General features: G+C 62.1%; 20 protein-coding genes and 1 tRNA gene. 11 read left to right on the top strand and 10 right to left on the bottom strand.

All coding sequences use genetic code 11. The features are described 5' to 3' along the window. Genes TERRO_RS12625 through TERRO_RS12635 form a run of 3 tightly spaced genes read left to right on the top strand, consistent with a single transcriptional unit; the run spans position 1 to position 1,995 of the window. Entirely contained in the window at positions 1 to 267 is a 267-nt protein-coding gene (locus TERRO_RS12625) for a flagellar FlbD family protein (protein WP_014786041.1), read from the top strand. 23 nt (positions 268 to 290) lie between these two features. Continuing rightward, positions 291 to 1,094, top strand: a complete 804-nt coding sequence (locus TERRO_RS12630) for a flagellar motor protein (RefSeq protein ID WP_014786042.1) — start codon at positions 291 to 293, stop codon at positions 1,092 to 1,094. Further along, positions 1,057 to 1,995 (top strand): flagellar motor protein MotB, encoded by a 939-nt coding sequence (locus TERRO_RS12635; protein ID WP_014786043.1) that lies wholly within the window; start codon positions 1,057 to 1,059, stop codon positions 1,993 to 1,995. The genes TERRO_RS12630 and TERRO_RS12635 overlap by 38 nt, the downstream gene beginning before the upstream one ends. Here TERRO_RS12635 and TERRO_RS12640 read toward each other — a convergent pair. Next, positions 1,931 to 2,572 (bottom strand): DedA family protein, encoded by a 642-nt coding sequence (locus TERRO_RS12640; protein WP_014786044.1) that lies wholly within the window; start codon positions 2,570 to 2,572, stop codon positions 1,931 to 1,933. The genes TERRO_RS12635 and TERRO_RS12640 overlap by 65 nt on opposite strands. Positions 2,573 to 2,679: 107 nt before the next feature. Here TERRO_RS12640 and TERRO_RS12645 point away from each other — a divergent pair, with 107 nt between their 5' ends. Beyond that, the gene (locus TERRO_RS12645; protein ID WP_014786045.1) at positions 2,680 to 3,510 is read left to right on the top strand and encodes a chlorite dismutase family protein; all 831 of its coding nucleotides are present in this window, start codon (positions 2,680 to 2,682) and stop codon (positions 3,508 to 3,510) included. Continuing rightward, positions 3,510 to 4,298 (top strand): endonuclease III, encoded by a 789-nt coding sequence (gene nth, locus TERRO_RS12650; RefSeq protein ID WP_014786046.1) that lies wholly within the window; start codon positions 3,510 to 3,512, stop codon positions 4,296 to 4,298. The genes TERRO_RS12645 and nth overlap by 1 nt, the downstream gene beginning before the upstream one ends. Positions 4,299 to 4,674: 376 nt before the next feature. On the opposite strand, the gene TERRO_RS12655 is transcribed toward nth, so the two are convergent. Further along, complete coding sequence (locus TERRO_RS12655) at positions 4,675 to 5,424, bottom strand: uroporphyrinogen-III synthase (protein WP_014786177.1); 750 nt, start codon at positions 5,422 to 5,424, stop codon at positions 4,675 to 4,677. Between the two features lie 3 nt (positions 5,425 to 5,427). Continuing rightward, positions 5,428 to 6,543: a hydroxymethylbilane synthase gene (gene hemC / locus TERRO_RS12660; RefSeq protein ID WP_014786048.1), complete on the bottom strand. Its 1,116-nt coding sequence runs from the start codon at positions 6,541 to 6,543 to the stop codon at positions 5,428 to 5,430. 174 nt (positions 6,544 to 6,717) lie between these two features. On the opposite strand from hemC, the gene TERRO_RS12665 reads away from it, so the two are divergent. Continuing rightward, the gene (locus TERRO_RS12665) at positions 6,718 to 8,412 is read left to right on the top strand and encodes an AsmA family protein (protein ID WP_157178334.1); all 1,695 of its coding nucleotides are present in this window, start codon (positions 6,718 to 6,720) and stop codon (positions 8,410 to 8,412) included. A 49-nt stretch (positions 8,413 to 8,461) separates the two neighbouring features. Here TERRO_RS12665 and TERRO_RS12670 read toward each other — a convergent pair whose 3' ends face one another. The 4 genes from TERRO_RS12670 to ccsA form a co-directional block, all read right to left on the bottom strand. Next, the gene (locus tag TERRO_RS12670; protein WP_014786050.1) at positions 8,462 to 8,713 is read right to left on the bottom strand and encodes a hypothetical protein; all 252 of its coding nucleotides are present in this window, start codon (positions 8,711 to 8,713) and stop codon (positions 8,462 to 8,464) included. Positions 8,714 to 8,715: 2 nt separating this feature from the next. Beyond that, positions 8,716 to 8,982 carry a hypothetical protein gene (locus TERRO_RS12675; RefSeq protein WP_014786051.1) on the bottom strand — a complete coding sequence of 89 codons (267 nt, stop codon included), beginning with the start codon at positions 8,980 to 8,982 and terminating at the stop codon, positions 8,716 to 8,718. A gap of 62 nt (positions 8,983 to 9,044) precedes the next feature. After that, on the bottom strand, positions 9,045 to 10,295 hold the full coding sequence (gene hemA, locus TERRO_RS12680; RefSeq protein WP_014786052.1) for a glutamyl-tRNA reductase: 1,251 nt from the start codon (positions 10,293 to 10,295) through the stop codon (positions 9,045 to 9,047). Continuing rightward, positions 10,292 to 11,110 carry a cytochrome c biogenesis protein CcsA gene (ccsA, locus tag TERRO_RS12685; protein WP_014786053.1) on the bottom strand — a complete coding sequence of 273 codons (819 nt, stop codon included), beginning with the start codon at positions 11,108 to 11,110 and terminating at the stop codon, positions 10,292 to 10,294. Before ccsA ends, hemA begins: the two co-directional genes overlap by 4 nt. Positions 11,111 to 11,380: 270 nt before the next feature. Here ccsA and TERRO_RS12690 point away from each other — a divergent pair, with 270 nt between their 5' ends. The 5 genes from TERRO_RS12690 to TERRO_RS12710 all read left to right on the top strand — a co-directional run bounded on the left by TERRO_RS12690 (position 11,381) and on the right by TERRO_RS12710 (position 17,343). Next, positions 11,381 to 11,656, top strand: a complete 276-nt coding sequence (locus TERRO_RS12690; RefSeq protein WP_014786054.1) for a hypothetical protein — start codon at positions 11,381 to 11,383, stop codon at positions 11,654 to 11,656. A gap of 65 nt (positions 11,657 to 11,721) precedes the next feature. Next, a complete protein-coding gene (mutS, locus tag TERRO_RS12695; RefSeq protein ID WP_014786055.1) occupies positions 11,722 to 14,427 on the top strand; it encodes a DNA mismatch repair protein MutS in 2,706 nt (901 codons plus the stop codon). Further along, positions 14,424 to 15,614 (top strand): anhydro-N-acetylmuramic acid kinase, encoded by a 1,191-nt coding sequence (locus TERRO_RS12700; RefSeq protein ID WP_014786056.1) that lies wholly within the window; start codon positions 14,424 to 14,426, stop codon positions 15,612 to 15,614. The genes mutS and TERRO_RS12700 overlap by 4 nt, the downstream gene beginning before the upstream one ends. A gap of 29 nt (positions 15,615 to 15,643) precedes the next feature. Continuing rightward, entirely contained in the window at positions 15,644 to 17,167 is a 1,524-nt protein-coding gene (locus tag TERRO_RS12705; protein WP_014786057.1) for an ABC transporter substrate-binding protein, read from the top strand. Positions 17,168 to 17,269: 102 nt separating this feature from the next. Next, positions 17,270 to 17,343, top strand: a tRNA-Gln gene (locus TERRO_RS12710). Positions 17,344 to 17,446: 103 nt separating this feature from the next. Here TERRO_RS12710 and TERRO_RS12715 read toward each other — a convergent pair. From TERRO_RS12715 to TERRO_RS12725, 3 genes are all read right to left on the bottom strand, one after another. Beyond that, the gene (locus TERRO_RS12715) at positions 17,447 to 18,814 is read right to left on the bottom strand and encodes an arylsulfatase (protein ID WP_245536065.1); all 1,368 of its coding nucleotides are present in this window, start codon (positions 18,812 to 18,814) and stop codon (positions 17,447 to 17,449) included. Between the two features lie 89 nt (positions 18,815 to 18,903). Beyond that, on the bottom strand, positions 18,904 to 19,869 hold the full coding sequence (locus tag TERRO_RS12720; protein WP_014786059.1) for a formylglycine-generating enzyme family protein: 966 nt from the start codon (positions 19,867 to 19,869) through the stop codon (positions 18,904 to 18,906). Then, a complete protein-coding gene (locus TERRO_RS12725; RefSeq protein ID WP_014786060.1) occupies positions 19,866 to 20,738 on the bottom strand; it encodes a peptidylprolyl isomerase in 873 nt (290 codons plus the stop codon). Before TERRO_RS12725 ends, TERRO_RS12720 begins: the two co-directional genes overlap by 4 nt. Between the last annotated feature and the right edge of the window lie 68 nt (positions 20,739 to 20,806).

A 20,806-nucleotide genomic window follows, 5' to 3' on the forward strand; every position in this document is an offset into this window, starting at 1 on the left:
ATGATCGAACTGACCCGCCTAAACGGACACAAGCTACTCGTAAACAGCGACCTAATAAAACACGCAGAATCCATCCCTGACACAACGCTGACGCTCGTCACCGGCGAAAAACTCGTCGTGCTCGAAAGCTGCGATGACGTGCTGAAACGCACGCTGCACTACCGCGCACAGGTGCTCTCAGAAGCCTGGCCGTCAGCGGCAAGCGCTATCACAGCGCACAACTCCGCCAGCATCGCCCACGAAATCGAACTTCACTCCAACGACTAGCCGCCCAGGACACGGAGAGAACCATGGACCTCGCAAGCATCGGTGGCATCGTGATCGCCTTGGTCGCCATCCTCGGCGCCATGATGATGGAGGGCGGCAGCATCGCCCAGATCACACAACTGACCGCAGCCATCATCGTGATTGGCGGCACAATCGGCGCCATCAGCGTGCAGTTTCCGCTGAACGTCTTGCTCGCCTCCGCCAAGGGCATCCTCGGTGTCTTCCTGCACAAGGATCATGACGAAGAGGCCGTTCTAAAGCAGCTCGTCGAGTTCGCAAACAAGGCGCGTAAGAGCGGCATCGTCTCGCTGGATGGCGATCTCGCAAGTGTGCACGATCCCTTCCTGAAGCAGGGCTTGATGCTGGCAGTGGATGGCACGGAGTCCGGCGAGGTCCGCAAGATCCTGCAGCTCGAGATCGACAACAAGAGTGAGATGGACGAAAAGGTCCCTCAGGTGCTGGAGTCAGCCGGCGCCTTCGCACCAACTGTCGGCATCATCGGCGCTGTGCTCGGACTGATCCAAGTCATGCAGCACCTCGACAACATTGATGAGGTCGGCAAAGGCATCGCGGTCGCCTTCGTAGCGACCATCTACGGCGTTGCGTTGGCAAACCTGTTCTGCCTCCCAGCAGCGGGCAAGCTGAAGATTCGCCACAAACAGCACGTCATGATGCAGGAAATGATGCTCGAAGGCGTCATCAGCATCCTGGAAGGCCTGAATCCGCGGATGATCGAGACCAAATTAAAACATTCCTCACGAACCCCAGAGCGGAGGCGAAGACGTAGCGATGGGCAAGAAGAAGCACGCGGAACACGTCAACCATGAGCGCTGGCTCGTCTCCTGGGCGGACCTGCTGACATTGCTCTTCGCATTTTTCGTGGTCATGTTTGCGTCGAGCGTCAGCGACAAGAAAAAGTCGTCGAAGATGGCTGCCGCTATGCAGACAGCTTTCCAACAAAAGGCGATCTTCGATTCACACGCTGCAACGCCGCCGCTTGCACCAGGCGCCGGGACCTCCAGCGGCGATCCGATGCCGTTGGAACTGCCTATCGAAACCGCTTTAGTCAGCACCGAGCGAAGCGATGGTGACGCGGAGAAGAGGGCGATCGAAGCGTCCATTGCGCCTGCGTTGCAACAGCACCTGGTCAAGATGCGTGATGCCGAGGACGGCATCACGCTGTCCCTCGACAGCGCGGGCTTCTTTGACTCAGGCTCTGCGGAGGTGAAGCCATCGGTTCAGCCGATCCTGAACAAGCTCGCCGCGTCGTTACCGCGAAGGGCGCTTCGCGTGGAGGGTCACACGGACAATCGGCCCATCCACACAGCGCAGTTCCGAAGCAACTGGGAGCTGTCGACGGCTCGCGCCGCAGCAATTGCGGAAGTGCTGATGCGCTGCAGCTTGATCTCGCCGGCAGACTTTGCCATCGCGGGATACGCCGAATTTCACCCGATCGCCGGGAACAACACGGAGTCAGGGCGCGCGGCGAATCGTCGCGTGGATATTGTGCTTTTACGGAACCAGCGCACAACGTCGACGCAAAAAACATCAGCGCGAAGTTTCGAGTCGTTGCCACCTCAGAAGCTCCGCCGCTGCCGCCTGCGCGGTAGGCCTGGTTGTTGGCTCCACATTCTGACGTGCCGCGCGTCCACCTGTGACGCTATTACGCTGCAGACTCTTCGTTGCGGTTCTTCAGGTGACTCCAGACGAACCAGACGATGCCGATGAGGACGAGCGCGATGATGGCAGCATCGGCCTTGTGCAGGATCTTCTTCAGCGGGCTGTGCGGATCGTTCCAGCTTGCGCCAGCCTTCATGCCGACGTACGCCAGAGCAAAGCACCACGGCCACGAACCGAGGAACGTGTAGATGTGGAAGCGCAGCTGCGGCATGCGGGCGATGCCTGCGGGTAGTGCGATGAAGGTGCGCACGACTGGTAGCAGACGGCCGATGAGGACTGTGATGTCGCCGTACTTCTGGAAGTAGTGATCGACGCGGTCGAGGTCCTTGCGGCTCATGAGTACGTAGCGGCCGAACTTCTCCACCAGCGGACGACCGCCGTGCGCGCCGATCCAGTAGGCGATGACCGAGCCGATGTTGCAGCCGAGTGCGCCGGCGGTTGCGGCGGCGTAGAGGTTCATCTTGCCCTGGTCGACGACGAAGCCTGCGAAGGGCATGATGATTTCGCTTGGAAGCGGAATGCACGCGGATTCAATCGCCATGAGCAGCGCGACGCCGGGGTAGCCGATGGCTGAGATCAGGTGCGTGACGTATGGCAGTAGAAAATCGATGATTTTTTCAGTCATTTTGTTTGGGGAGCCACGGTGAGTATACCCGGCGTGGGCCTGTGCTTCGGTGAAGGATGTGGCTCGTGCCTACGCGCTGTCATGCGGCCGCTGATATCCTTGGAGGTATGGCTGAGACAGTAACCGCGCCCGAGACCCCGACCAACGCCGCACACACCGTTACACCTGTTACGGCTGCGCCCGCAGTCACGGGCGGACGTCCCGCGAGCAGCTATGGTGCTGCACCCGCGGCTCATGGCGGACCGCCGGTGAAGCGGCAGATCGTTGCCTTCTCCTTCTATAAGGTCCTGCCCGAGTGGAAGCGCCTGCCTGCAGCCGAGAAGGCTGCGATGAAGGCTGCCTTCATCGAGGTGATCGAGCGGTGGAACAAGCCCGGCGAGTTCCTGACGCTGACCTATTCGACGGTCGGAACGCGCGGCGATGTCGACATGTGCGTCTGGTCGATCTGCTACTCCGTTGAGGAGATGAACCGCATGCGCAGCGAGCTGCTGGCTTCGCCGCTGGGTGGCTACCTGGAGACGCCGCACAGCTTCCTGTCCATGACGAAGCGTTCGCAGTACCAGATCGACCGCGAGGACGAGAGCGAAGGCGAGGGTCGCGGCGCGATCCGTCCCGGCGGCCACAAGTACATCTTCGTTTATCCGTTCTGGAAGACGCGTCCGTGGTATCTGCTGTCGCTGGAAGAGCGTCGCCGGCTGATGGAAGAGCACATCCGCGTTGGCCTTGCTTACCCGCGCGTGAAGCTGAACACGACGTACTCGTTCGGCATCGACGATCAGGAGTTTGTGGTCGCGTTCGAGACCAACTTCCCTGAGGACTTCGTCGACCTGGTGCAGCAGCTCCGCGAGACCGAGATCAGCATGTACACGCTGAAGGACTTCCCGATCTTCTCGTGCGTACGCGTCACGCCTGCCGACATGCTGGATCGCCTGGGCTAATGGCGAAGGTCGTCAAACCGGCGAAGCCGCTGCCTGCGAAGAAAGCTGTCTCGCCTGCAGCGGCGAAGGGTATCCGTGCGCGGCAGATTGCTGCGTCGGAGCCTGTTGCGACGAAGAAGGCTGTCGGCAGGACGAAGAAGCCGCTGGCGCCGGAGCGCATTGCTGCGATCATCGATGCGCTGGCGAAGACCTATCCGGACGCGGTATGCGCGCTACACCACAGCAACGCGTGGGAGCTCACGGTTGCGACGATCCTCTCGGCGCAGTGCACGGATGCCCGCGTGAACATGGTGACTCCCGCGTTGTTCCACGCGTATCCGACGCCGAAGGCGATGGCACACGCGACGCCTGAGGAGCTGCAGCCGATCCTCAGTTCCCTGTCGTTCTTCCGTATGAAGGCGAAGTCGCTGGTCGGTGCGGCGAAGGTTGTTACCGAAGAGTTCGGCGGACAGATTCCGCAGACGATGGACGAGATGCTGCGCATTCCGGGCGCGGCACGTAAGACGTCGAACGTGGTGCTTGGCAGTTGGTATGGCATCGCTTCCGGTGTGGTCGTGGATACGCATGTTCTTCGTCTCTCGCGACGACTGGAACTCACGTTGAACGACGATCCCGTGAAGGTCGAGCGCGACCTGATGCAGATCATTCCGCAGACGGAGTGGATCAACTTCTCGCACCGGCTGATCCATCATGGCCGCCAGATCTGCGAGGCTCGCAAGCCAAAGTGCGTGGATTGTTCGCTGGAGACGGTTTGTAACTCGAGCGACAAGACCTGGAGTACGCACTAGTTCCTGGGACCCTCCCCCCCCCGCATTTTTGCAAAAATTAGATTCTAAAGGAGTTAGCGGAGGCGGTATCCGCAAAAATCAGATTCTAAAAGGGTTACGGGCAAAAATTAGATTCTAAAGGGGTTAGGGTCACTGGTTCCCGCCTCTTGCTTCTGGCTTCGTGATTTGCGCAAACGGACGGACCTTTGTGTCGCTGGCATCGGATTGACGGATGCAGCAACTGGAGATCCTCCGCTTCGCTGCGGGATGGCAAGCGTTTCCGTCGTGATTTGTAGGACTACTTCAAGCTTAGCGGATTCAGGCTAATTACCCGCCAACTTTATCTTGATTGGAATGAGTTACATCGCCGGTCCCGGGACCTTGACAGCTTGTGGAGCTATGCCTGGTTTCGGAGGGCCGTTGCTACTGCCACGGCGAGCGCAGCGACGCTGGCGTCGCGGGCTTCGATCGTAGCTTTGTGGCCTAGTTCCTGCAGTGTTGCCGTTGTAATCGGGCCGATCGAGGCGAGTACAACGCTGGGCGGGAGGCCAACCTTCGCCGCATCGAGCAGCGCGAAGAGGTTCTGGACGGCGGAGGAGCTTGTGAAGGTGATGGCGTGGACGTTGGGCAGTTCGCGCTTGAGGCGGTCTACCGATTCCATGGGGATGACGCTGCGGTAGGCGGGTGCCAGCGTTACTTCGGCGCCGGCTGCTGTGAGTGTTTCGATGAGGATATCCCGACCCTGCTCTGCGCGGACGAGTAGCATCTTCGATCCCTTTGCGTGCGGCAGGAGGGATTTCGCCAGCGATTCCGCGATGGCGGTCTGCGCCTGGAGGCGGACCGGAAAGCCTGCTTCGCGAAGGGCTTTGGTGGTGGCTGCGCCGATGCTGGCGATGCCGCAGCTCAATGGGACCGCCTGATCCTCAAGCCGTTCTGCGAAGACGGCGACCGCGTTGGCGGAGGTGAAGAGGATCCAGTCGTACTCGTCGAGTTGCGTGAGTTCGCGGTCGAGCGTGGCGTAGTCGTCCGCGGGTGGCGTGAGTGCAATGGTTGGGATGGATACGACGCGCAGGCCATGCGCGATCAGAGCGTCGCCGAGGGCGGACGCCTGATGGGGGGCGCGTGTGACAAGAACCCGAGCTGCCAAGAGTTACTCCGCGTCCGCCGTGGCGAATTCTCCCGCCAGCAGCTCCCGCGCTCCTTGCGCGATGAGATCGTTTGCAGCGCGTGTGCCGAAGTTCTCAGCCGACTCGCCGGGGGTTGCAAACAGCATGACGTTTGCCATGGCGTCTCCATCGGGAGAGACCACCGTTGCAAGCAACGTGGCGCCGCCGTCGGCATGGGTGCAGAGCGCGCCCACAGGGAGTGCGCATCCGCCGCCGAGTGCGTGGAGGAGCCAACGCTCCGCCTCGACTGCGTAACGAGTTTCGGCGTTGTCGAGTGGTTGGATGGCGGCGATGGTTGCCGCATCGTTTGCACGGGTCTCGATTGCGAGTGCGCCCTGGCCGGGAGCCGGGCACATCATCTCCGGATCGAATCGCTGGCGGATCCAGTCGGCCTGGCCGGGCAGTTCTTCCCCGTGCTCATGGCCCTTGGCATCGAAGTGCTCGCCGAGGTGATCGTGCTCTGGATGCGTGATGCATTCGATATGTGGCGTGCGGCCGTACTCCGGGTGCTGCGGGTCGAGTTCGACGGGCTTGAGCAGGCGAGGCCCAAGGCGGTCGAGCCCCGCGGCGGCGAGCACGAGTGCGTCGCAGTCGCCGCGACCGAGCTTGCGGATGCGTGTGTCGATGTTGCCGCGGATGGCGACGAATTGAAATTCAGGATTGAGTGCGCGCAGTTGCGCGATGCGGCGCGGCGACGTGGTGCCGATGCGTGCGTTCGCGGGCAGCGTATGAATCTGCAGCCACTCCGGCACGAGGAGGACGTCGCGTGGGTCCGCACGCTCCGGGATGGCGGCGAGCGTGAAGCGCGCATCCAGTTGCGTCGGAAGGTCCTTGAGGGAGTGCACGGCGAGGTCGATGGTGCCCGCCTCAAGTGCTTCCTCAATTTCCTTGATGAAGATGCCCTTGCCATCGATGTTCGCCGGGATCCTGCCGTCCGGACCGAGCACGGTGGCGGCGAATGCCGGGTCTTGCAGGCGGTCGCCGGTGGTGCGGATGATGGTGACTTCCGCAGTGTGGCCGAGCGCGCGCAGATGTGCAGCGATGTGATTCGATTGCCAGAGCGCCAGCCGCGAGCCGCGCGATCCTATGCGAAGATGCATGCGGCCATCATACTGCGCTCTTCGCGGGATGCCCAGCCGCGATTCACAGCCGCGTTGACGTAAGGCGGGTTGCATCGTCCGAGTTGCAGGTGAAGTTGCTCAACAGTTTGCTCTCTGTTGCAGACTGTGTGGTGTTGGGAGTGATGCTTGGCGGATGGGAAAGACGATTTCGGGATGCACTCGAACCGCACGTCCGCGGTGCCGCGAAAACGTGTGTGGTGGTGGATCGGCGCTGGGCTGTTGGTCTGCCTGCTGACGCTGCTGGTGGTCGGCGAGGTGATGGTCCGGCGGGCTGGGCCGATCCTGCGAGGACGCGTGGTGGAGACCTTGCAGACACGATTTCACAGTCGTGTGGAGCTCGACTACTTCGACGTCTCGCTGCTGCATGGCTTTGCGGTCACCGGTAGCGGCCTGCGTATCTACTCGCAGGATGACGTGGTGACGGCGGGCGCGAACGATCCCTTGATCACGGTGGGACAGTTTGAATTCCACACGCCCTTGCGCAGCCTCTTTGTGAAGCCGATGCATGTGGGCACGGTGCGCGTGGCCGGCATGACCATCCGCATTCCGCCGAGGCAGGAACGTGTTGCCGATGCACCTGCGAGACGCAGGCGCGGCAAGATCGAGGTGATCGCAGACGAGATCCTGGTGGAAAACTCGACACTTGTGATTGGCACGGCGAAGGCGAACAAGGATCCGAAACGCTTTGCCCTGGAGCGCATTCGGCTGCGGCATGTGGGTGAGGGTGAGCCGATGGAGTACGAGGCCACGCTGATGAACGCGTTCCCGCGGGGACAGATCCATGCATCCGGCGCCTTTGGTCCCTGGAACGCAGAGCAGCCCGGCGAGTCAGCAGTGCGGGGAGATTACGTCTTCGATCATGCGGAGCTGAACAGCATCAAGGGAGTGGGCGGCACGCTGTCGTCGGCAGGCAGCTTCAACGGCCGTTTGAACCGCATTGAGGCGGATGGCACGACGACCACGCCGGACTTTTCACTGGATACGGCGAATCATCCGATGCCGCTGGCGACACACTACCGTGCGGTGATCGACGGCACGAACGGCGACACCTATCTGCAGTCGGTGCAGGCGAAGCTGGGCGGCAGCGAGTTTACGTGTGCCGGCGCAATCCTGAATGTGAAGGGTAAGGGGCACATCACGGATCTGGATGTAGACATTCCTGCGGGGCGGTTGCGGGATTTTCTGGAGCTTGCCGTGAAGACGCGGCCGCCTTTTATGCAGAGCGGCATCAGCATGAAGATGCATCTACGCGTGCCGTACGGCAGGGAGAGCGTGACGAAGAAGCTGGAGATGCAGGGCAGATTTAGACTGCGGCAGATCCGATTTACGAATCCGCAGGTGCAGGACAAGGTGGACATGCTGAGCCTGCGGGCGCAGGGGAATCCGAAGGATGCCAGGCCGGGGGCCTCGGATGTGCCTTCGCAGATGAGCGGCTCGCTGGTGCTGAGTCGCGGGCAGATGACGGTTAGCCAGCTTAACTACCTGCTGCCGGGTGCGCAGGTTGCGCTGGATGGCGTGTACTCGCTGGATGGGAAGACCTTCGACTTCCATGGCAAGGTGCGGACGGCGGCGACTGTTTCGCAGATGGTTGCTACCGGGTGGAAGAGCTTCCTGCTGAAGCTGGCCGATCCGTTCTTCAGCAAACACGGTGCAGGCGCGGAGATACCGGTGAAGATTACCGGGACCGAAGGTGCTCCGAAGTTTGGTTTGGATTTTGGTGGCGGAAAGAAGAGCGAGGCTGCGCAGGAGAAGGACGATCTGCAGAGCCGGAGGGATGAACTGACGCCGGATGGACGGATTGCGCGTCATCCGTCGCCAGGGCTGCCGATTCCGAGATCGCGCCGGTAACGCGAAGAGGCGGCACTGGTGGCCGCCTCTTCTATGTGCTGCGTTGGTGCTACTGGCGCGTGTGGGTTCTGCCGTCGCGGGTGGGGTTCTGGGGCGGGTGGTCCTCGGTGCCGGCTTCCCTGCCTTGCTTGCCGATGTTCTCCGCACCGAGGTGCACCTTGCCCTCTTCGGCGAGGTGCGCTGCGTGCGAGTGGGCGTGGGCCTTGTCGTCGCCGGGTACGGCATCGACGTGGCCGCCCTTGACGGCTTCGCTCAGCTTGTCGCCGTGCATCTTGCTTTGCTCTTCTTTGAGGGTCGCCATTGCTACTCCTTTGTGAGTGCTTCGCGTGCTTTTGCTACTTTGTCCTCGGATGCGAGGGGCGCGGTGTCGACGGGTTCATCGCCGAAGTCGCGTGCGCCGTACTCGTAGTCGGTACCACCGTCGGTGTTCTGCTTGCCGGCAGGCTGCCTGGTGCGCTGCTCTTCATTTAGCTGCCAGCCCTGCTCGTGAGCGTACTCGCTTGCCAGGCCGCGCGTGTGTTCGCCGAGGCCGCGTGGTTCTTTTTGTGTGTCGTTGTCGTGTGCTGCCATGAAAACCACCTCACGTTCTGTGAGATGGACGGTTGGGCCGGGGAGAGGTCTGACGTGGCGGATCAGCGATCGCGGCTGAAGAGGCGCTGGATGATGGTGAGGGTGGCGGAGTCTCCCTCGTTGGCGCTCCTGCGCATGCCGGTCATGGGAGCGTGCAGGAATTTGTTCATCATGGAGCGGGTGAGCGCGTCCACGGCTTCCTGCTGCTCGGGCGTGAGGGTGTTCAGCTTTGCGCGGGCGCGGTCGAGTTCGGAAAGGCGTAGCTGCTCGGCGTGCTGCTGAAGTGCAAGGATGCCGGGGATGGCGTCGAGCGTCTGGAGGCGTGCGGCGAAGCGGTCGACCTCGTCGGAGACGATCTGCTCGGCAGCTGCGGCCTCTTCGGCGCGGGCGTTCATGTTCTTGGCGGCTACCTGCTGCAGGTCGTCGACGGAGTAGACAAAGGCGCCGTCGACGCCGTTGACGGCGGGATCGACGTCGCGCGGGACAGCGATGTCGATGAAGAAGACGGGCCGGCCGCGGCGGGCGTGGAGGATGGCCTGCGCCTCGCGGACGTTGAAGAGGTGCTCGCGGGCGCCGGTGCCGGTGACGATGATGTCGGCCTTGGGCGCGTGCTGCTGGAGGTCAGCGAATGGGACGGCGAGGCCGTGGAACTGCTCGGCCAGTCGCTGCGCGCGTTCGGGTGTGCGGTTGGCGACGAGGATGGAGCTGGCGCCCTGCGCGATGAGGTGGCGTGCGGCGAGCTCGCTCATCTTACCCGCGCCAACGAGCAGGACCTGCTTGCCTTTGAGTGAGCCGAAGATCTGCTTTGCGAGGTCGGCTGCGACGGAGGCGATGGAGACGGAGGAGGAGCCGATCTCGGTCTCGGTGCGGACTTTTTTCGCGACGGTGAAGGCGGACTGCAGCAGGCGCTCGAGTGTGGAGGAGACGGCGCCGACTTCGCGCGCAACGGTGTAGCTCTCCTTCACCTGGCCCAGGATCTGGGGTTCGCCGACGACCATGCTGTCGAGGGAGGAGGCTACGCGGAAGAGGTGGCGGATGGCCTCCTGCTCGCGGAACTCGTAGAGGTGCGGCGCGAGGACGGCGGTGGGGACCGCGAAGTAGTCGGAGAGGAAGCTGCGGAGGTCGCTGGCGGACTCGTGCTCCATGAGGAGCTCGACGCGGTTGCAGGTGGAGAGGATGAGGCCTTCGCGGACGCCGGGGTGGTGGACGAGCGAGCGGGTGGCGTCGGCGAGGCGGCCGGGCGCGATGGCGAGCCGTTCGCGAACGTCGATGGGTGCTGAGTTGTGGTTGACGCCGAGTAGCGAGAGACTCACGGGCGCCCCGCAAACTGGTGCACGCTGCTGACCGTGTCCGCCGACCACACCGCCAGCATGATGAAGAAGACGAAAGAGCTGAGCCAGACGGCACGGCGTCCGCGCAGACCGCTGCTGCGACGAATGGCGATCATGGCGACATAGGCGATCCACATCGCGAACGAGAGGAGGACCTTGGGGTCGCGGAAGTAGGCGGCACCGTAGGTCATCTGCGCGAGGGTGGTGCCGATGAGGAGGCCGGCGGTCATGCAGGGCAGGCCGATCAGCAGCGACTTGAGCGCGATCTGGTCGGTCGTCTCAAGCGGCGGCAGCTTGCTGAGCATGCCGGCGGAGGTGCGCGACTTGAGGCGCTTCTCTTGAATGAGATACAGAACCGAGGCGAGCACGGAGACGGAGAGCGCCGCGTAGGCCGCGAGGAGCAGGCCGATGTGCAGCCATAGCCAGACCGAGTGGAGCAGTGGAACGTCGAGCTGGCGGCGGCCGGGCGCGAAGGCGGGCAGCAGGCCGAGCAGGAAGACGGCGGGCAGAAGAACGACTCCGACCGTCAGGGTTCGATAGCGTGCGTAGACCGCGAGGAAGGCTGCGGCGAGCAGGAGGCCGAGGACTGCCTGGATCTCGCTGGCGTTGACCGGAAGGAAGTGGTGGGCGGCGTTGAGCATCTCGGCCACCGAGACGAAGTGGAAGAGCAATGCGGCGACGGCGGCTGGCACCGCAAGCAGGCGCCAGCGCGGCCGGTCATAGAGAACGGCCGGAAGCACCGCCAGTGAGGCGACGCCGTAGAGAATGACCGCGACTTTGAGCCAGAATAGCGACATTGATCAGCGCGGAACGCGCAGGATTACCCCGTAACGAACCAGGTAACAGTATACGGGCGTCGCTTTGGGGGCTGCGGGTGATGGAGGTCCTGTTCTGCGCTGCGGGATCGATGGTCCCTGCGCGGTATCGGGTAGTCCTGCGCGTGAGACGAAATCTTCCTGCCGATCCTGCTGTGTCATGAAATGGCCGAGATGGCTCTGGTCTCCTGCGGCGCTCGATGGCGCATCCGAGGGAGAGAACGGGAATGAAGTGTCCCGGCAGGAGGAATCATGGCATTTGAATTCACAGGCGACAAGCGCGTTCACGCAGGCGAAGCAACCGAAGGTCAGACCACGGCCTACATCGAGAGCTACACGTCCCAGGTTCCCAGCGGCATCTTTCTGACTGCGGCGATTGCGTCGATCAGCGCTTCGCTGGTCTTCAAGGCGATCCGCAAGGATCACGCAGCCCTGTTCGTCGGCCAGTGGGTTGCGCCATTCCTGATCCTGGGTCTGTACAACAAGATGGTGAAGCAGCACGGCTCGGACGCAGATACCCGCTCGTAGCCAACGCCCCGCCGATAGCCTTCCAAGCGCCAGCATGCCCTGAACCGGTATGCTGGCGTTCTAGTATGTCTGCGGAAAAGATCACAACAGAGACGCCACGCAAGTCCCAGGCGGAGACGCTGGCGTCTGACAAGCTGTCGCCCATGATGCGGCAGTTCGCAGCGGCCAAGGCTGCGCATCCTGATTCCCTGCTGTTCTTTCGCATGGGGGATTTCTACGAGCTCTTCTATGACGACGCCGTCGTCGCCTCCCGCGAACTGCAACTGACTCTTACCGCACGCGATCGCGAGCGGCAGCAGCCCATGTGCGGCGTGCCCTATCACGCGGCTGAGGGATATCTGCAGCGGCTGTTGCGCAAGGGATATCGCATTGCCATCTGTGAGCAGATGGAAGATCCCAAGCTGGCTAAAGGCATTGTGAAGCGCGAGGTCACGCGTGTCTTCACACCGGGGACTGCGCTGGATCCGAGTGCCGGCGCCGGGGAGAACACATTCCTGGCTTCGCTGGCTGTAGCGAACGATCGCAAGTCTGCTGGTGTGGCTTTGCTGGATCTCTCGACCGGTGAGTTCCGCACGACGGAGTTCCGTGGTGCCGATGCCGTTTCTGCAGCGACGGAGGAGGTTGCGCGCAATCGTCCGCGCGAGGTGTTGCTGCCGGCGGGACTACATCTGGGAGGGTCGCAGCCGGAGTTGGATGGCTCCGAGGCGGGCGATGACATGCTGTCCTCTGTCCGTACGAGGACGCCGGTTGAGGATTGGGTCTTCACGGCGGACTATGCCCTGCCGCTGCTGCAGAACCACTATCGCGCGCATTCGCTGGAGGGTTTCGGCCTGGCCGGGCGGACTTCGGCGGCGATTGCAGCGGGTGCGTTACTGCACTATCTGCGCGCGACGAAGCATGAGGAGCTGGAACACCTGGATGTGCCGCGGTTCTATGAGCGGTCGACGTGCCTGGAACTCGATGCGGTAAGCGTGCGCAATCTTGAGTTGATCGAGCCGCTCTTCAGCGGTGAGAGTCAGCAGACGACGCTTTGCTACGCGGTCGATGCCTGCCGTACGCCGATGGGCAAACGCATGTTGCGCGCGGTGCTCCTGCGGCCTTCGATTGATGTCGTGGAGATTGCCGCTCGCCATGATGCTGTGGGCGAGGCCGCGCGGTCGCTGGCTTCTCGCGAGCGCTTGCGGCGCGCGCTGGAGCAAGTGCTGGATCTTGAGCGATTGCTGGCACGCTTGGCGCTGGATTCCGCGGGACCTCGCGAGGTGGTTGCGCTGGCGCGAACGTTGGCGGCACTGCCGCCGGTGCAGGAGGCTCTGGCCGATCTGAACCAAGGCCGCTGGGGCGTGCTCCGCGAGCACTTCGACACGCTGGAGGATGTGTGTGCCCGCATCCAGGCCACGCTGGTCGATGAGCCTCCGCTGAAGCTGGGCGAGGGCGATGCCATTCAGGTTGGCGTGGACGCTGAGCTGGATGAGTTGCGCGGCCTGAGCCGCAGTGGACGCGAGGCGATCGCAGCGATTGAAGAACGCGAGCGCACACGGACGGGCATTGGCAGCCTGAAAGTGCGCTTCAACAGCGTCTTCGGTTACTACCTTGAGATTACGAAGTCGAACCTGGCGAATGTGCCGAGCGACTACGAACGCAAGCAGACGCTGGTGAATGCCGAGCGCTTCACCACGCCCGAGCTGAAGGAGTACGAGCGCAAGATCCTGACGGCGCAGGAGCGTGTGGGCGAGATCGAGCGACGCATCTTCGCCGCACTGCGTCGTGAGGTGCTCGGGAGTGCGGCGCGTATGCGCGAGGCTTCACGACGGCTTGCCGAGATTGACCTGCTCGCAAACTTCGCTCACATCGCTGCGCTGCGTGGATGGTCGCGGCCGGAGATCCTGGCGGACACGACGGTCTTCGAGTTTGCCGAGGCGCGGCATCCGGTGGTGGAGCTACGGCTTGAGGAGAGCGGCGCGGGACGGTTCATTCCGAACTCGGGCTTTCTTGACGGCGCGCAGGGGCCGTCACTGGCGTTGATCACCGGCCCGAACATGGGTGGTAAGTCGACCTATCTGCGCATGGCCGCGCTGCTGGCTATCCTGGCGCAGAGTGGATCGTTTGTGCCTGCGGTGGCGATGAAGCTGGGCCTGGTCGATCGCATCTTCACGCGCATTGGCGCGAGTGACAATGTGGCCCGTGGCCGATCGACCTTCATGGTGGAGATGACGGAGACTGCAGCGATCCTGAACTCGGCAACTCCTAAGAGTTTAGTTCTGCTGGACGAGATGGGTCGCGGCACTGCGACGTATGACGGCTTGTCTCTGGCGTGGGCTGCTGTCGAGCATCTGCATGATCGTGTTGGCGCTCGGACGCTGTTTGCCACGCACTATCACGAGTTGACACTGCTGGAAGAGAAGCTGGCTCGACTGAAAAATCTGCGTGTGGCATGTCGCGAGACGCCACAAGGCATCGTGTTTCTTCACCAGGTGGAGAGTGGCGCCGCGGATCGCAGTTATGGCATTGAAGTGGCGAAGCTGGCGGGGCTGCCGCGGGATGTAATCGCCCGTGCGCGGGCTGTGCTGAAGATGCATGAGAAGGCGGAGAGCGCGTCTGTCGCAGCGGCGGGACAAGCCGCGCAGATTGCGGCACCGCCGATGCAGATGACGATCTTTACGCCGCTGTCGCAGCGCGTGGTGGATCGCGTCCGTGAACTGGATGTGGATCGCATGACGCCGATGGAAGCATTGCAGTTGCTGGCCGAATTGAAACGGGAGATTGCGGAATGACCGAGACACCAAAGCCGATGATCGTTGCGGGCGTAATGAGCGGCACCTCTGCCGATGGTGTGGACGTCGCGCTGGTGCGTATTGCGGCGGGCAAAGCGGATGCATCGCCGAAGATGAAGCTGCTAGGCCATGCGGCGTTACCCTATCCGAAGAAGCTGCGTGAGGCGGTACTGGCCGCGATGGATGCGAAGGCAATCAGCGTGGCCGACCTGGCTCGGCTTCACTGGCGGCTGGGTGAGTTCTATGGCGACGCGATTGTGCGCGCGCAGCAGCAGCTTGGCGTGAAGGCGAAGCTGGCCGGCGTGCATGGCCAGACGATCTATCACCAGGGTGTGCCGGCCAAGTTCTTAGGAGACCCGCTGCGTTGTACCTGGCAGATTGGTGAAGCGAGCGAGGTGGCATCGCGCGCGGCGATGCCGGTGGTGAGCGACTTCCGACCTGCGGACATGGTCGCGGGCGGACAGGCCGCGCCGCTGGTGCCGATCTTCGATCGCGTCTTCTTTGCGCATGCAAAACGAAATCGCGTTCTGCAGAACCTGGGCGGCATCGCGAACATGACAGCCATTCCTGCGGGGACGGGCGATCTGCTTGCCTTTGATTCCGGCCCTGCTTCTGTCGTGATCGATGGCTGTATGCAGTCGCTGTATGGCAAGGCTTACGACCGCAACGGTGCAACTGCGAAGCGTGGCCGCGTGATCGATACGGTGCTGCAACAAGCGTTGAAGCTGCCGTACTTCTCTGCCCCGCCGCCGAAGAGCTGCGGTCGTGAGGAGTTTGGTGGGACCTTCGTGACCCGCTTCATCGCGGATTGCAGGAAGCAGGGCGCACAGGATGCTGACGTGATCGCGACTGCAACGGCGCTGACTGCCGAGAGCATCCTGCATGCGTATCGCAGTTTCGTGTGGCCCTTCCTCGGACAACGAGCACCGCTTGCCGATGCGACGGACTACATCGTGGCGGGCGGTGGCGCGAATAACGCGACGCTGATGAAGCTGTTGCGAGACGGACTGGAGCCGCTTGGCATAACCGTCAGCACGTCAGCCGATCACGGTGTGCCTGCCGAGGCAAAGGAGGCGATGGCGTTCGCGCTGCTGGCCTGGCTGCGGTGGCATGAGTTGCCGGGGAATGTGCCTGCTGCGACCGGTGCGAAGCGCGACGCGGCGCTTGGACGGGTTACGCTGCCGTGACCGCTTGTCGAGGACGTGTGTTTTGCAGCTTGCGTGGCGTTTTACTGCTGGGTTCGTTGTTGCCGCTTGCAGCGTGCCATGAGCGGCCGGACCGTGACACGCTCGTCATTGATATCGAAAGCTCGCCAACAAATCTGGACATACGCATTGGCAGTGATGCGCAGGCCGAGCACATCGGCGCGCTGCTGTTCGATTCGATCGTACGCAAGGATGAGCACTACAACCTGCAGCCGGCGATTGCTACGGCGTGGGAGTGGCGCGATCCGCTGACGCTGGTGCTGCACATTCGCGATGGAGTGCACTTCCACGATGACAAGCTGCTGGATGCGAATGACGTGGCGTGGTCGATCGACAGCATGCACAACGGCGCCATCACAACGTCGAAGAGCGGCAACTTTGCCAGCGTGGATCACACGGAAGTGACGGATCCGCACACCTGCATTGTGCACTTGAAAAAGGCCGATGCGAGCCTGCTGTTCAACATGAGCGATGAGTTGAGCGCGGTGGTGGAAAAGGGTGCGGGCAAGACGATGGGTGAGCACCCGATCGGCAGCGGCCCGTTTCGCTTTGTAAGCGAGGAGCAGGACAAAGACGTCGTGCTGGAGCGCAATCCCAATTACTGGGGCGGTGCGCCGTCGATTCCGCGGGTGCGGTTCGCCATTGTGCCGGACTCGATCACGCGCGCGCTGGAGTTGCAGAAGGGTTCTGCAGACGCTGCGTCCAATGCGCTAACGGGCGACACTGTGGCGGCGATGGCGAACGATCCCAACCTGGAGGTGGAGAGCAAGCCCGGATCGATTGTGAACTACATGACCTTCAACGCGACTGATCCCCTGCTGAAGGACAAGCGTGTGCGACAGGCCTTTGCGTATGCGGTGGATCGGCCTGCGATTACGAAGGCGTTGCTGCATGGCCAGGCGGAGGTGCAGGACACGTTGCTGCCGCTGGGTCACTGGGCGGCACCGGGCGCTGGCGATCCCATCACGCGGTACTCGCATGACGTTATGAAGGCAAAGGCGCTGCTGGAGTCTGCTGGATATCACGCGGACGCGAAGGGCGTGCGCATTCACCTGACGCTGAAGAGTTCAACCGATGACACGATGCGTCTGCTGGCGGCCGTGGTGCAGCAGCAGGTGCGCGACGCAGGCATTGAGCTGACGCTGCGGCAGAACGAGTTCGGTACGTTCTACAGCGATGTGACGAAGGGTGCGTTCCAGATCTATGTGCTGCGATGGGTTGGGTCGAATGAGGATCCCGATATCTTCCGCTACGCCTATAGCTCCGCGATGATGCCGCCGAAAGGATCAAATCGAGGGCACTATACGAACGCGCAGGCGGATGCGTTGATTGCACAGGGTGCGGGCGAGATCGACCAGGCGAAACGGCGCGAGACGTACCTGCAACTGCAACGCATACTGGCCGATGATGAGCCGACGCTGGTGCTTTGGTCGCCGGATAATGTCGTCGTTCACACGAAGCGGGTGCATGGTGTGGTGCCGGCTTCCGCGGGCAGCTTTGGGTGGCTGCGCACAGCAACTCTTCGGCAGCCGTAGCGGTTGACGTAAAGGGCAAGTCTTCGTACACTCGAAGAGGCGGTTGAGACGCTTCCAAGCGGCTCTCGCTTCCATCCTAAGCAGGATCCTCCTGCACCGTATTGCCCTCTCGTTCAATGGTAGGACTAGCGACTCTGACTCGCTCAATCGGGGTTCGAATCCCTGGGGGGCAACCACCTACGCCGGTAACGGCATGCCTTCCATACGGTTCTCGTGACTGCGGGAAACTTCTCCGCTTTTTTCCCGCTCCGTCGATCCCGCATCCCACAACGACCATGCTCATGCGGGATCGGGGTATTCGGCTGAGGGCTTATGCGTTTCGCCGATGTAGCGTTCGATACGATCCACGACGTCAGCGTGGTGTTGAGCGATATTGTTCTTCTCAGCCGGGTCGACGGCCAGATCGTAGAGTTCGAGCGGTCCTTTCCGTCCGTGGCGAACTGCCTTCCACTTACCCCACCGGACTGCCTGTTCGAAGACAGGCTCGTAGAACTCCCAGTAGAGAAAACGATCTTTCGGCCTGGCTTCCGGACGGAAGAGATAAGGACGGATGCTGATGCCGTCGGTCGCTTGCGGTGGGGCGCCAGCCAGGTCAAGGGCTGTCGGCAAGACGTCAGGAAAGAAGATCGGGACTTGCGACACTTTACCGGCGGGGATATGTCCCGGCCAGCGCGCGATGAATGGCTCGCGAATACCCCCTTCGTACATGTCCCGCTTGTAGCCCTGCAGGGCACCGTTGGAATCGAAGAAGTTCACCACCTTGGTTTGTTGGGGCGTGGGTTCTGAACGAGGACCGTTGTCCGAAGCGAAGAAGACGATTGTGTCCTCGTCTATTCCCTTCTGCTTCAGCGCTGCGAGGATCTTGCCGACGCCATTGTCGAGATGCCCGATCATGGCGGCATAGATCTTCTCGTCTTCGTCCCAGGGCTCCTTCGCATAGGAACCCTGATCGGGTGCGATGTAGGGGCTGTGGGGTGCGTCGTAGGCTACGTAAAGGAAGAACGGAGTGTCGCTGCTCTGCTGGATGTAGTTGACCGAGTCGTCCGTGATCATGGTGGTGTCGTAGCGACCTTGTTTCCCATTGGCGTTTTCAGGCAGGTCGATAAGGCGCTCGTTGTCGTAACGCTGCGTTGGGAAATAGCCCTGCGTGCTGGCTGTCTGGGTGAGCCAGCCCTTGAAGGTCTGAAAGCCGTGGCGGGTCGGAGTTGCCGCGGGATCATAGCCATCCAGATGCCACTTTCCGAAGAGCGCTGTCTTGTAGCCGCTGCGTGCTAGGTAATCGGCGATGGTGTGGTCGGCATCGGTCAGGCTTGCTCGGCGGATCTCTTCTTTGCCTTTGAAGCCCACGTGTCCTGCGGCCAGCGCGAAGTTATCTCGAACGCGGGTGTGGCCGGTGTTAAGGCCCGTCATCAAAACGCTGCGCGAGGGCGCGCAGACGGGCGCTCCGGCATAGGCCTGTGCGAAGCGGACACCTTCGGCTGCGAGCCGGTCGATGTGCGGCGTCTTGAACTTCCTCTGCCCATAGACACTGGTGTCGGCGTAACCCATGTCATCCGCGAGAATGAAGATGATGTTGGGCCGTCGTTTGGTCTGTGCCGCGAACGACTTCGTAAGATTGCTCAGCGCGAAGGCAGCCGAAGTAGACAATGCGTTCTGCAGGAAATGTCTGCGATTGAGCGCTGTTGAAGGCAATCCGTACTCCCTTTCCTGCAGGAAACGCGTTGGGATGAAGGTGCTTAGTCCTTGTCACGCACGCAGCGAAAGCTGATGTTCGTGGTCGCGCTGTCGGGTGTGTTGGAACTGCGCGCGCCGACGCGATAGCGATTGCAGTACGAGCGATGACAGAGGTACGAGCCGCCTTTGAGCACGCGTGCGACTCCCTCGGGTGGGCCGAGGGGATTGTGCCGCGTTGCGTGCTGATGCCAGGTGGGGTGAGACCAGTCTGCGATCCATTCCCATGTATTGCCGGTCATGCCAAAGAGCCCATAACCGTTTGGCGGAAAGGCGTCGGCTGGACAGGTGGAGGCGAAGCCGTCTTCTGCAGTATTACTGGTGGGAAAGTCGCCCTGCCAGATGTTGCAGAGATGCTTTCCCCCGGGCGTGAGATCGTCGCCCCAGGGGTAGGCTGCCTGCTCCAAGCCACCGCGCGCTGCGAACTCCCACTCTGCTTCTGTGGGGAGGCGCTTGCCTGCCCACGCGGCGTATGCGGCAGCGTCGTTCCAGGAGACATGCACCACCGGATGCTCGGCACGGGTGCTGATGTCGGATGATGGGCCTTCGGGATGCGACCAGGTTGCGCCTTCGATTCCCTGCCACCACTCTGCTCCATGAACCTGCACGGACGTGGAGCCATCCGCGTTGGGCGGGAGGTCGCCCGCGAAGACGAAGGACCAGCCGATACGCTCGGCCTCTGTGACGTACTGGGTAGCGTCGACAAACGGTGCGAAGTCACGATTGCGCACGACGAAGCGATCCATCCAGAAGGCGTCTACGGTGACGGGCCGCACAGGCCCTTCGCCGTCGTCAGGGAACGAGTCGGCGGACTCTGACCCCATCAAGAAGCGGCCACCTGGTAGGAGGACCATGTCCTCGGTGCTGCCGGTCGTTGCGCGGATGCGTTCGGTCGAGCTCTGCTGCGAGGCTTGCAGGAGCTGCGCGTGCTGCTTGCTGGGCACGCAGCATGGACTAACCTTCATGGTCATTGCACCCTCTCACCGCGCGCGACGTTGCGCTGCGGCTCGTCAATCATCTGAATGTCTGCATTTTGGAAGATGGCTTGAAGCGCCTGGTCGAGCACGGCGATGCGGCGATCGTCGAAGATGCGACGTGCGAGGTCGGCACGTATCTCATCGAGTGGCTGCAGCCCGGCGGCCTTATGGTCGCGCACCAGAGCGATGTGCAAGCCGAAGGGCGTCTCAAAGATGTCGCTCGGCTTTTTAGGCTTCAGGTTGAAGACAGTTTCTTCAAAGGCCGGCACCATGTCGTCGCGGGAGATCCATCCCAGTGCTCCACCGTTGCCTTTGCAGTCGGAGTAGCGATCGGCCACCGTTGCAAAAGGCTTGCCGCGCTTCAGCTCTTCGGCGGCACGTGTCAGCGTTGCCTTTGCAGCCTGCCGCTCCTCGTCCGTCTCTGCGAGACAGATGATGTGCGACACCAGCCAACGCTCTGGCAAGGTGAAGACGGCAGCGTTGCCACGATAGATGGTTTCCACTTCCTGACGGCCCGGTCTTGGCACATAGCGCGTGATGTGACGCTCAGCCTTGCGGACCGTGGCGCGCTCTGCCATCTCATCCATCACGCCAGCACCGCAGGACTGGTTCGCGGTGCTGCCCCATACCAGGCGGCGCTCTTCCTCGATCTCCTGCTCCGTCACGATCAGATTCTCTTGCGCCGCGAGTTGCCGCAGCAACACCGCGCGAAGCACACTGCGCTCTGCGACCTCCTGTGCCTGCGTGTAGTCGGCGGGAGATCGCTGTTGCATCTGTTCCGGCGTCAGTCCGCCGGAGACAGCGAGAAACTCGCGGTAGAAGCGTTCGTCGCTAATGAGTTCGCCATTGACTCGAAGTGCCATGAAGAAGAGTGTACTTTTTCCTCTCTGTCGTTGCGCTGCCGCACGTTAAGACCAAGGGACAGCGGAAG

The organism is Terriglobus roseus DSM 18391, assembly GCF_000265425.1.
GTDB classification, from domain to species: domain Bacteria; phylum Acidobacteriota; class Terriglobia; order Terriglobales; family Acidobacteriaceae; genus Terriglobus; species Terriglobus roseus.

What these genes read in the sequence shown, in the direction of transcription:
- TERRO_RS12625 (WP_014786041.1), top strand. Translation starts at nt 1, where the DNA reads ATGATCGAACTGACCCGCCTAAACGGACACAAGCTACTCGTAAACAGC.
- TERRO_RS12630 (WP_014786042.1), top strand. Translation starts at nt 291, where the DNA reads ATGGACCTCGCAAGCATCGGTGGCATCGTGATCGCCTTGGTCGCCATC.
- TERRO_RS12635 (WP_014786043.1), top strand. Translation starts at nt 1,057, where the DNA reads ATGGGCAAGAAGAAGCACGCGGAACACGTCAACCATGAGCGCTGGCTC.
- TERRO_RS12640 (WP_014786044.1), bottom strand. Translation starts at nt 2,572, where the DNA reads ATGACTGAAAAAATCATCGATTTTCTACTGCCATACGTCACGCACCTG.
- TERRO_RS12645 (WP_014786045.1), top strand. Translation starts at nt 2,680, where the DNA reads ATGGCTGAGACAGTAACCGCGCCCGAGACCCCGACCAACGCCGCACAC.
- nth (WP_014786046.1), top strand. Translation starts at nt 3,510, where the DNA reads ATGGCGAAGGTCGTCAAACCGGCGAAGCCGCTGCCTGCGAAGAAAGCT.
- hemC (WP_014786048.1), bottom strand. Translation starts at nt 6,543, where the DNA reads ATGCATCTTCGCATAGGATCGCGCGGCTCGCGGCTGGCGCTCTGGCAA.
- TERRO_RS12665 (WP_157178334.1), top strand. Translation starts at nt 6,718, where the DNA reads ATGCACTCGAACCGCACGTCCGCGGTGCCGCGAAAACGTGTGTGGTGG.
- TERRO_RS12670 (WP_014786050.1), bottom strand. Translation starts at nt 8,713, where the DNA reads ATGGCGACCCTCAAAGAAGAGCAAAGCAAGATGCACGGCGACAAGCTG.
- TERRO_RS12675 (WP_014786051.1), bottom strand. Translation starts at nt 8,982, where the DNA reads ATGGCAGCACACGACAACGACACACAAAAAGAACCACGCGGCCTCGGC.
- ccsA (WP_014786053.1), bottom strand. Translation starts at nt 11,110, where the DNA reads ATGTCGCTATTCTGGCTCAAAGTCGCGGTCATTCTCTACGGCGTCGCC.
- TERRO_RS12690 (WP_014786054.1), top strand. Translation starts at nt 11,381, where the DNA reads ATGGCATTTGAATTCACAGGCGACAAGCGCGTTCACGCAGGCGAAGCA.
- mutS (WP_014786055.1), top strand. Translation starts at nt 11,722, where the DNA reads ATGTCTGCGGAAAAGATCACAACAGAGACGCCACGCAAGTCCCAGGCG.
- TERRO_RS12700 (WP_014786056.1), top strand. Translation starts at nt 14,424, where the DNA reads ATGACCGAGACACCAAAGCCGATGATCGTTGCGGGCGTAATGAGCGGC.
- TERRO_RS12720 (WP_014786059.1), bottom strand. Translation starts at nt 19,869, where the DNA reads ATGACCATGAAGGTTAGTCCATGCTGCGTGCCCAGCAAGCAGCACGCG.
- TERRO_RS12725 (WP_014786060.1), bottom strand. Translation starts at nt 20,738, where the DNA reads ATGGCACTTCGAGTCAATGGCGAACTCATTAGCGACGAACGCTTCTAC.